Here is a 10,876-nt window from a genome sequence, read left to right as displayed (position 1 = left end):
TTCCAAAGAAAAGTACCCAAAAGAAAGGCGACCCCACTGTCTGCGTCCCTGCGCTTCGCTTCGGGCAACCTGCGGTGCTCGCGTCCAGCGGGGTCTCGCTCAAACTCGCTGCGCTCAGACAGTCGCGAGCCCTGACCCGCTGGCCGCTGCGCTCCTCGGCGCATACAGAGGGGATGGGAAACGAACAGCCACTCGGGCCGTCGCGTTGCTCGGCCCCGGAGTGGTCAGCCAGCGTTCAATGTGCCCTGTGCTTTTTCAGCCCACATCGTCAAGTTCGCCACCAGGTCCTTTTGGCTGAACGAGCAGCTTTCTTCCGAAAACAGCGCGCTCGATTCCAGTCGGTCCAGCAGGTTCAGCAGCACTTCGCTGTAGCGCGGGGGCAGGGCGGCCAGCAGGGTGGTTTGCTCGCGGGCCAGGGTGCTCAGGGTGGCGGCGGTGTGGTCGCCGCGTTCAAAGGCTTGCAGGGCCTGGGTGAAGGTGGTGAGCTGGGTGTGGGCGGTGTCGGTCATGGCGTAGCCGGGCGGGGCCAGGATGGGTGATACACCCGAGGGTAAAGCAGCCATGGGCCCGCGCCCACCGGGCCGATACCAAGTGCGGCAAAATCGCCGGATGAACGCCCTCAACGTCGCTGAATACACGCACTCCCTCGGTCTCCAGGCAAAAACGACCTCTGCGCTGATGGCCAAAGCGCCAGCAGCTATCAAAAACAAAGCGCTCAAGGCGCTGGCCCGGTTGCTGCGCGAGAACGTGACGGCGCTGCAGGTCGACAATGCCAAAGACCTGGAGCGCGCCGTGGCCAATGGGCTGGCGGGCCCGATGGTGGACCGGCTCAAGCTTACCCCCAAGGTGCTGGAGACCTGCGCCGAGGGCTGCGAGCAGCTGGCCGCCATGCCCGACATCATTGGCGAGATCCTCGGCATGAAGCAGCAGCCCAGCGGCATCCGCGTGGGGCAGATGCGCGTGCCGATTGGGGTGTTCGGCATGATTTACGAGAGCCGTCCCAACGTCACCATCGAGGCGGCCAGCCTCAGCATCAAGAGTGGCAACGCCTGCATCCTGCGCGGCGGCTCGGAGGCCATTGATTCGAACAAGGCGCTGGCCAAGCTGGTACAGCAGGCGCTGGTCGAGGCGGGCCTGCCACAGGACGCGGTGCAGCTGGTGCAGACCACCGACCGCGAGGCCGTGGGCCAGCTCATTGCCATGCCGCAGTTTGTGGACGTGATCATCCCGCGCGGCGGCAAGGGCCTGATCGAGCGCATCAGCCGCGATGCCAAGGTGCCCGTGATCAAGCACCTGGACGGCAACTGCCACACCTATGTGGACGACCCCTGCGACATCGCGATGGCCGTCAAGGTGGCCGACAACGCCAAGACCAACAAGTACAGCCCCTGCAACGCGAGCGAAGGCCTGCTGGTGGCGCGTGGCGTGGCGGCAGATTTTCTGCCCCAGATCGGCGCGGTGTACGCCGCCAAGGGCGTGGAGATGCGCGGTTGCCCCGAGTCGCTGGCGATTCTGCAATCGGTGGCGGGTGCCCACCTGGTGCCCGCCACCGAGCAGGACTGGAGCGAGGAATACCTGGCCCCGATCATCAGCGTGAAGATCGTGGCGGGGGTGGATGAAGCCATCGCCCACATCAACCGCTACAGCAGCCACCACACCGATGCCATCCTGACGCGCGACCACATGCATGCCCAGCAGTTCCTGCGCGAGGTGGATTCGGCCAGCGTGATGGTGAACGCCAGCACGCGGTTTGCCGACGGTTTCGAGTACGGCCTGGGCGCCGAAATCGGCATCAGCACCGACAAGTTCCATGCGCGCGGCCCGGTGGGCATTGAAGGCCTCACTTCGCTCAAGTACGTGGTGCTGGGCGAAGGTGAGGTGCGGGCCTGATGCGCTCCTGAAACGATAGCTGCTGGCGCATGTTCGACTAGCGCTTGCGGCCTATTTCATATGAAAATCATCATCCTCGGCGCCGGCCGCGTGGGCCAGAGCGTGGCAGACAGCCTGGTGTCCGAGCGCAACGACATCACCGTCATCGACACCGACGCCGCGCGCCTGCGCGACCTGGAGTCGCGGTTTGATCTGCGCGGGGTGGTGGGCAACGGCATCGAGCCTGCCGTGCTGGCCGAGGCGGGGGCCGAGGACACCGACCTGCTGATCGCCTGCGCTGCGCAGGACGAGACCAATTTGGTGTGCTGCAAGATCGCGCAGCTGCTGTTCAACATCCCCAAGCGCATCGCGCGGGTGCGGTCCACAGGCTTCGAGGCCCATGAGCGGCTGGTGGGCCCCGAGGGGTTTGCGGTGGACCGCATCATCTGCCCCGAAGAATCGCTGACCCGCTACATCGGCAAGCTCATCGAGTACCCCGAGGCCATGCAGGTGCGCGAATTTGCCGGGGGCCGCGCATGCCTGGTGTCGGTGCGGGCGCGTGTGGGGGCGCCGATGGTGGGCCACTCCATCGGCGCGCTGCGCGAGAGTGCGCCGGAGCTGGCGATGCGCATGGTGGCCATCTACCGGCGCTTTCCCGACGAGCCTGACCGCTTCATCGCCTGCGACGGCCGCACGCGCGTCGAGCCGGGGGACGAGGTGTTCGTGCTGGCCGCGCACGAGCACATCGCCAACGTGCTGGCCGCTCTGCACCGCCCGGCATCCCAGCAGCTCCAGCCTGTGCGCCGCATCATGATTGCGGGCGGCGGCCGGCTGGGTCTGCGGCTGGCGCGGCAGCTCAGCCAGGCGGGCGGGCGTTTTCACATCAAGATCATCGAGGACCATGCGGACCGCTGCGTGGAGCTGGCATCTGCCCTGCCGCCTGAGGTGCTGGTGCTGCAGGGCGACACCACCGACGAAGACCTGCTGGGTGACGAAGGCATCGAGGAGGTGGACCTGTTCCTCGCGCTCACCGACGACGACGAGGACAACATCATGTCCTGCCTGCTGGCCAAGCGCATGGGCGCGAGCCGGGTGCTGGCCCTCATCAACCGGCGCAGCTATGCCGATCTGATGCACGGCACGCAGATCGACATCGCGCTGTCGCCCGCGCAGGCCATGCTGGGCGAGCTGCTGGCCTATGTGCGCCAGGGCGACGTACAGGCCGTGCACAGCCTGCGACGTGGGGTGGCCGAGGCGCTGGAGATCGTGGCGCGCGGCGACCGCAAGAGCTCGCGCGTGGTCGGCCGCAAGGTCAGCGATCTGCAACTGCCGCGCGATGTGCACATCGGCCTGATCGTGCGCGGTCTGCCTGACGCTTCGGAAACCACGGGTGCATCCGCTGCCGATCTGCGCGAGCCCGAGGTCATCATCCCGCGCAGCGCCACGGTGATCGAGAGCAATGACCATGTGGTGTTCTTCCTGCCCAACAAGCGGCTGGTGCGCGATGTGGAAAAGCTCTTCCGCGTGAGCGCGACTTTTTTCTGACCTGGCACCGAGCTGCGCGAGACCCCCATGACGGACATGTTTCCCGTTCTGCGCGTGCTGGGCATTCTGGTCATGATCTTCTCGCTGTCCATGGGCCTGCCGCTGGCAGTCTCGCTGTGGACGCGCGACGGCGTCTGGTTTGTGTACCCGCTGTCCATGGGCGCCACGATGCTGGCGGGCGCGTGGCTGTGGTGGCGGTTGCGGCTGTTCCGGCAGGAGCTGCAGCCGCGCCACGGCGTGATGCTGGTCTCTCTGGTGTGGATGCTGCTGCCCCTGTCGGCCGCGCTGCCGCTGATGCTGGCCGGGCACTACACCGGGCACCCGCTGTCGTTCACGCACGCCTACTTCGAGGCGGTGTCGGGGCTGACGACCACGGGCTCCACCGTGCTTGCGGGCCTGGATGCGTTGCCGGTGTCGGTGAATGTGTGGCGCACCTTTTTGCAGTGGATGGGTGGCATGGGCATCCTGATTTTGGCCGTGGCCGTGCTGCCGCTGCTGGGCGTGGGGGGCAGCCAGCTGTTCAAGGCCGAGGCGGCGGGGCCGCTGAAGGACACCAAGCTCACGCCACGCATGACCGGCACGGCCAAGGGGCTCTGGGGGGTGTATGCGCTGTTCTCCGTGCTGTGTGGCCTGGCCTACTGGGCCGGGGGCATGGGGCCGCTGGATGCGTTGATGCACATGTTCACCACCGTGAGCCTGGGCGGGCTGTCGTCTCACGACCTGAGCTTTGGGTACTTTCAGTCGCCGCTGCTGGAGGCGATCTGCATCTTCTTCATGCTGGTGGCCAGCTGCAATTTTGCGCTGTACTTCGTCGCCATTCGCAAGGGCCAGTGGGGCGGCTTCTGGCGCGACCCGGAGCTGCGGGCCACGCTGGTGACGCTGATTGGCGGCGGTCTGCTGGTGGCTCTGCTGTTGTGGGCCAAGGGTGTGTATGCGCCGCTGGACGCGCTGCGCCATGGCATGTTCAATCTGGTGTCGCTGGCCACCACCACCGGCTACGCCACGGTGGACTACCTGGCATGGCCCGTGTTTGCGCCGGTGTTCATGCTGCTGCTGTCGGGTGTGGCCACCAGTGCGGGCTCGACGGGCGGGGGCATCAAGATGGTCCGCATGCTTATCCTCGTCAAGCAGGCGCGCCGCGAGATGAACCGCCTGGTGCACCCGCGCGCCGTGCAGCCGGTGCAACTGGGCGGCGCTGCAGTGGACAACCGGGTGATCTTCTCGGTGCTGGCCTTCATGCTGGTCTATGGCGGCACGGTCTTTGGGCTGAGCATGGTCATGTTGCTGACAGACCTGGACCCGGTGACGGCGTTTTCGGTGGTGCTGGCCAGCGTCAACTGTGCGGGGCCGGGCCTGGGCAGCGTGGGGCCCGCGTCCAACTATGCGGTGCTCACCGATTTCCAGATCTGGGTATGCACCCTGGCCATGCTGCTGGGGCGACTGGAGATTCTGAGCTTCATGGCCTTGCTGACCCCGGCGTTCTGGCGCCGGTAGGGGTGGCAGGGCAGTGGCTGCACCGGGGTGACTTGCGAAAACCCGGCCTGACCCCACATCCTACAATTCACCGCAATCGCTTCCCGAGGGCTTTCCATGGTTCCGCATCTCATCACGGCCCTCACCGGGCCGATCAACGAACTCGAACAGCGCATTCTCGACTCGATGCCCGCCATCGAACGCTGGTTCCGGCTGGAGTGGATGGAACACACCCCGCCGTTCTATACGTCGGTAGACATCCGCAATGCGGGTTTCAAGCTGGCCCCGGTCGACACCAACCTGTTTCCGGGCGGTTGGAACAACCTGACCAAGGAGATGCTGCCCCTGGCCGTGCAGGCTGCGATGGCTGCCATCGAGAAGATCTGCCCCGAAGCGCGCAACCTGCTGATCATTCCGGAGAACCACACGCGCAACACGTTCTACCTGTCCAACGTGGTGCAGCTGCAGCGCATCTTCAACATGGCGGGCCTCAACGTGCGGGTCGGCTCCATCAGCCCCGAGATCAAGAAGTCCACGCTGATCGAGCTGCCCAACGGCGACACCGTGACCCTGGAGCCCGTGGTGCGCACCAAGCGCCGCCTGGGGCTCAAGGACTTCGACCCCTGCACCATCCTGCTGAACAACGACCTCACCGCAGGCGCCCCCGGCATTCTGGAAGACATCCACGAGCAGTACCTGCTACCCCCGCTGCACGCCGGCTGGAGCGTGCGCAAGAAGAGCACACACTTCAAGAACTACGAAGAGGTGGCCAAGCGCTTTGGCAAGATGCTGGGCATCGACCCCTGGCTGGTCAACCCCATGTACAGCCAGTGCGGCGAGGTGGACTTTGCCGAGGGCACGGGTATGGACCAGCTGCAGACCAGCGTGGACGCACTCCTGACCAAGGTGCGCCGCAAGTACAAGGAATACGGCATCAACGAAAAGCCCTTCGTGATCGTCAAGGCCAACAACGGCACCTACGGCATGGGCATCATGACCGTGCGCGACGCCAAGGAGCTGGACGCGGTCAACCGCAAGACGCGCAACAAGATGGCCGTGATCAAGGACGGCCAGCCGGTGAGCGAAGTCATCATCCAGGAAGGGGTGCTGACGCAAGAGCGCGTGAACGATGCCGTGGCCGAGCCCGTGGTCTACATGATGGACCGCTACGTGGTGGGGGGCTTCTACCGCATGCACGCCGAGCGGGGTGTGGATGAGAACCTCAACGCCCCCGGCGCGAGCTTTGTGCCCCTGGCCTTTGAACACAGCACCCACATGCCCCAGCCTGGCGTGCGCCCGGGTGTTAGCGCGCCCAACCGCTTCTATATGTACGGCGTGGTGGCCCGGCTGGCGATGCTGGCGGCCAGCTACGAGCTGGAGGCCACCAACCCCGACGCCGAGGTGTACGACTGAAAACCAGGGTCTCTGGGGCCCCTTGCGGGTCTTGGGGGCACCGGGTTTCAACGTCTGCGCCCTCTCGGCGACGCTGCACAGCGGGCCTGCGGGGGAGTGCGGTGGTCCCGCATGCCACGCCCGCGCCCGGTTGCCAAGGGCAAGTTGCTGCGTCGCAACATGGGGTTTCGCCTCCAATCGCTTGATCTGGCTCAGGCGCACAATAGCGTTCCCAAAAGTAACGGAACCCCGTCAGGCCCAGTGCGCGGGGGTGGTCAGTGCAAAGCTCCAAGTCATCGCTCGCAGCGCTCACGCTGGGCGCCATCGGTGTTGTGTATGGCGATATCGGCACCAGCGTGCTGTATGCCGTCAAGGAGGTGTTCGGGTCCGGCCATGTGCCGTTCACGCCCGCAAACATCTACGGCATCCTCTCCATCTTTTTCTGGACCCTCACGGTCATCGTCTCCCTGAAGTACGTGGTGCTGGTGCTGCGCGCCGACAACCACGGTGAGGGGGGCCTCATCGCCATGCTGGCCCTGGCCTCCCAGGCGGTCAAAGACAAGCCCCAGCTGCGCAGCGTGTTGCTGGCCGTGGGCATTTTTGGCACCTCACTGTTTTACGGCGATGGCGTCATCACCCCGGCCATCTCGGTGCTGTCGGCGGTGGAGGGGCTGGAAGTGGTGTCGGATCACTTCAAGCACTACGTGATACCGATCACGCTGGTGGTGCTGTTTTGCCTGTTTGCCGTGCAAAAGCGCGGCACGGGCGGCATCGGCAAGTTTTTTGGTCCCATCACGCTGGTGTGGTTTGTCACCATCGCACTGCTGGGCGTGTCGCATATCGTGGGGCACCCTGAGATCTTGTGGGCGCTGAGTCCGCACTATGCGTTGGGCTTCATGTGGGCCAACCCGGGCACCAGTTTCATCATTCTGGGCGCGGTGGTGCTGTGCGTGACGGGCGCCGAGGCCTTGTACGCCGACCTGGGCCACTTCGGCAAGCGCCCGATCCGCATGGCCTGGTTTGGTGTGGCCATGCCGGCGCTCACCCTCAATTATTTTGGCCAGGGCGCGCTGCTGCTGGCCGAGCCCGAGGCCGTCAAGAACCCGTTCTATCTGATGGCCCCCGACTGGGCGCTGGTGCCTTTGGTGATCCTGGCCACTATGGCCACCGTGATTGCCTCGCAGGCGCTGATCACCGGCGCGTTCAGCGTGACCAAGCAGGTCATCCAGCTGGGCTACCTGCCGCGCCTGAACATCCAGCACACCAGCGTGCGCGACACGGGCCAGATCTACATGCCGCTGGTCAACTGGGGGCTGTTCGTGGCCATCGTGCTGGCGGTGGTGATGTTCCGCTCGTCGAGCAATCTGGCAGCCGCCTACGGCATCGCGGTGACGCTGGACATGCTGATCACCACCACGCTGACCTTCTTCGTGATCCGCTACGGCTGGCGGTATCCGCTGGCGCTGTGCGTTGCGGCCACGGGCTGCTTCTTTGTGGTGGACCTGGCGTTCTTCGCCTCCAACCTGCTCAAGCTGTTCCAGGGTGGCTGGTTCCCTCTGATGATTGGCGGCATCGTGTTCTCGCTCATGATGACCTGGAAGGAAGGGCGCCGCCTGCTCAATGACAAGCTGCGTGCCGACGCCATCGACCTCAAGGACTTCCTGGAGTCGATCTTCATCAGCCCGCCCACGCGGGTGGATGGCACAGCCGTCTTCCTGACGGCCGAAACCGGCGCGGTGCCCAATGCCCTGCTGCACAACCTCAAGCACAACAAGGTGCTGCACCAGCAAAACCTGTTTGTCACCGTGCACAACCACGAGACGCCCTGGATTGGTCTGGACAAGCGGCTGCAAGTCGAATCGCTGGGGCACGACTGCTGGCAGGTGGTGGTGCATTACGGTTTCAAGAACGACCCCGACCTGCCCCGCGCGCTGGAGCTGCTGCGTGGGCGTGGCTGCGAGTTGGAGTCGATGACCACCAGCTATTTCCTGTCGCGGGACACCGTCATTCCCACCATCGGCAGCGGCATGGCGCCTTGGCGCGAAAAGCTGTTTGCCCAAATGCACCACAACGCCAGTGGCGCGGCCGACTTTCTGCACCTGCCCAATAACGCGGTGGTCGAGCTGGGCTCCAAGATCGAGATCTGACGGGCTGGGGGGGCTCCCCCTGGCCTGGGACGGAGCCTCGGGCTGGTTTTGCGCTGTTTTTGCCTTGTAGCGCTAGTGCTCATTGTCTGAGATGCTATTAATACTGTAGCTCTTGGAGTGGGCTGACGGCCTGCCTGAGCGCCGGGCGCGCGCGGTGCCAGAATCGCGCCCATGCAATTTCTCAAAGACCTGCGCCTTTCCGCGGCGGTGGCGGGTTTCGTGGCGGTGCTGGTGGGCTTTACCAGCTCGGTGGCCATCGTCTTCCAGGCCGCCCTGGCATTTGGGGCCACACCCGCGCAGATCACGTCCTGGATGTGGGCGCTTGGTCTGGGCATGGGACTGTGTTCGCTGGTGCCCTCGCTGATCTTGCGCCAGCCCGTCATGGTGGCTTGGTCCACTCCGGGCGCCGCCGTGCTGGCCACCGCGGGGTTGGCGGGCGGTTTCAGCATGGGCGAGGCCATCGGCGCCTTCATGATCAGCGCGTTGCTCATCACCCTGGCGGGCGTCACCGGCTGGTTCGAGCGCGTGATGAACCGCATCCCCATGGAAATCGCCGCTGCCCTGCTGGCCGGCGTGCTGGCCCGCTTTGGCCTGCAGGCGTTTGCGGCAGCCCAGACCGCATTGCCCTTGGTGCTGCTGATGTTGATGGTGTATCTGGTGAGCCGCCGTTTGGCTGCCCGGTATGCGGTGGTCATCACCCTCGCCATGGCGGTGGTGTTCGTGGCCACCCAGGGGCAGATGGCCTGGTCGGCGGTGCAGCTGGAGCTGGCCCTGCCGGTTTTCACGGCGCCCCAGTTCAGCGTAGCGGCTGCCGTCAGCCTGGCGATTCCTTTGTTTGTGGTCACCATGGCGTCGCAGAACCTGCCCGGGGTGGCGGTGATCCGGGCGTCGGGCTACAACTTGCCCATCTCCCGGCTCATCACGCTCACGGGTCTGGCCACCCTGGTGCTGGCGCCCTTCGGGGCGTTTGCGCTCAACTTCAGCGCCATCACCGCCGCGATGTGCATGGGCCCCGAGGCACACGCCGATCGCCGCCGGCGCTACACGGCCGCGGTGGCATGTGGCGCCATCTATGTGGCGATCGGTCTGTTTGGCGCAGTCATCACCGGGCTGCTTACCGCCTTTCCCAAAGAGCTGGTGGTGGCCATTGCGGGTTTGGCGCTTCTGGGCACCATTGGCAACGGCCTGGCGGCGGCGCTGCAGGACGAGTCGCACCGCGAGGCGGCACTCATTACCTTTCTCGTCACCCTCAGTGGCGTAGTCATCGTTGGGGTGGGCTCGGCCTTCTGGGGCGTGGTGGCCGGCAGCATTGCGCTATTTGTGCAACAGTACAGGCGTTCGCAGGCCAGCGGCGCGTAAGTCGCCTTGGCTGCCTGGGCCCCTGGCCTCCTCCATTCCTTGACCCGACACCATGAAACTGCTCTTCATCGCCGACCCGTTGCAAAGCTTCAAGATCTACAAGGACACCACCTTCGCCATGATGCGCGAGGCACAGCGGCGTGGTCATACCCTCACGGTCTGCGAACCGCAGCACATCACCTGGCAGCGCGGCAGCAAGGTCACCGCACGGGTGCAGGACGTCCGCCTCACGGGGGATTCCACCCATTGGTACGAGGCCCAGCCGCAGCGCAGCGCAGCGTTGGCCGACTTCGACGCGGTGCTCATGCGCAAGGACCCGCCCTTCGACAGCGAGTACTTTTACGCCACCCACCTGCTGGAGCAGGCGGAGCGCGATGGCGCCCGGGTGTTCAACAAACCCAGCGCTCTGCGGGACCATCCGGAAAAGCTGGCCATCATGGAGTTTCCACAGTTCATCGGACCGACACTGGTCACCCGGGATGCGGAAGACATTCGCCGCTTTCATGCAGAGCACCAGGACATCATCCTCAAGCCTTTGGATGGCATGGGTGGGATGGGCATCTTCCGTGTGGGCTCAGACGGCCTCAACCTGGGGAGCATCACCGAAACCCTCAATCGTCACGGCGCGCAAAGCGTGATGGTGCAAAAGTTTTTGCCCGAAATCGTCGATGGCGACAAACGGGTCCTCATCATCGGCGGCAAGCCTGTGCCGTTCTGCCTGGCGCGCATTCCTCAGGGCAGCGAAGTGCGCGGCAATCTGGCCGCTGGCGGCAAGGGCGTGGCTCGCCCTCTGTCTGCGCGGGATCGTGAGATTGGCGAAGCGCTGGGCCCGGTGCTGCAGTCGCGTGGCTTGCTGCTGGCCGGCGTGGATGTGATCGGCGACTGCGTCACAGAGATCAATGTCACCAGCCCGACCTGCTTCCAGGAAATCTTTGATCAGACAGGCTGCGATGTGGCCTTCCTATTTGTAGACGCTTTGGAGTCTGCGGTTGCGGCCGTTGGTGGTTGAGGGGTTTGTCTCGTGTACAGGGACTGTTAGATCAATCCCTGGGTTTACCCTGCTGCCTGTTGTAAACCGTGCTATAGTCGAA

8 protein-coding genes are annotated in these 10,876 nt (G+C 64.9%); 7 read left to right on the top strand and 1 reads right to left on the bottom strand.

The genetic code is table 11. From position 1 onward, the window contains the following. Positions 1–224: 224 nt before the first annotated feature. On the bottom strand, positions 225–563 hold the full coding sequence (locus N4G42_RS22670; RefSeq protein WP_260668816.1) for a hypothetical protein: 339 nt from the start codon (positions 561–563) through the stop codon (positions 225–227). A gap of 46 nt (positions 564–609) precedes the next feature. Here N4G42_RS22670 and N4G42_RS22665 point away from each other — a divergent pair, with 46 nt between their 5' ends. The 7 genes from N4G42_RS22665 (at position 610) to gshB (ending at position 10,794) form a co-directional block, all read left to right on the top strand. Beyond that, positions 610–1,890 (top strand): glutamate-5-semialdehyde dehydrogenase, encoded by a 1,281-nt coding sequence (locus tag N4G42_RS22665; protein ID WP_260668815.1) that lies wholly within the window; start codon positions 610–612, stop codon positions 1,888–1,890. 60 nt (positions 1,891–1,950) lie between these two features. After that, a complete protein-coding gene (trkA, locus tag N4G42_RS22660; RefSeq protein WP_099731895.1) occupies positions 1,951–3,414 on the top strand; it encodes a Trk system potassium transporter TrkA in 1,464 nt (487 codons plus the stop codon). A gap of 27 nt (positions 3,415–3,441) precedes the next feature. After that, a complete protein-coding gene (locus N4G42_RS22655) occupies positions 3,442–4,908 on the top strand; it encodes a TrkH family potassium uptake protein (RefSeq protein ID WP_260668814.1) in 1,467 nt (488 codons plus the stop codon). Positions 4,909–5,004: 96 nt separating this feature from the next. Further along, complete coding sequence (gshA, locus tag N4G42_RS22650) at positions 5,005–6,300, top strand: glutamate--cysteine ligase (protein ID WP_015016114.1); 1,296 nt, start codon at positions 5,005–5,007, stop codon at positions 6,298–6,300. A 257-nt stretch (positions 6,301–6,557) separates the two neighbouring features. Continuing rightward, positions 6,558–8,426: a potassium transporter Kup gene (locus N4G42_RS22645; protein WP_260668813.1), complete on the top strand. Its 1,869-nt coding sequence runs from the start codon at positions 6,558–6,560 to the stop codon at positions 8,424–8,426. Between the two features lie 171 nt (positions 8,427–8,597). After that, complete coding sequence (locus N4G42_RS22640; RefSeq protein ID WP_260668812.1) at positions 8,598–9,785, top strand: benzoate/H(+) symporter BenE family transporter; 1,188 nt, start codon at positions 8,598–8,600, stop codon at positions 9,783–9,785. A 52-nt stretch (positions 9,786–9,837) separates the two neighbouring features. Beyond that, complete coding sequence (gshB, locus tag N4G42_RS22635; RefSeq protein ID WP_056068102.1) at positions 9,838–10,794, top strand: glutathione synthase; 957 nt, start codon at positions 9,838–9,840, stop codon at positions 10,792–10,794. Positions 10,795–10,876 lie beyond the last annotated feature (82 nt).

This window comes from Acidovorax sp. K2F (assembly GCF_025246485.1).
In the GTDB taxonomy this organism is placed as follows: Bacteria; Pseudomonadota; Gammaproteobacteria; order Burkholderiales; family Burkholderiaceae_C; genus Acidovorax; species Acidovorax delafieldii.
This window is presented reverse-complemented; position numbering and strand designations above follow the sequence as displayed.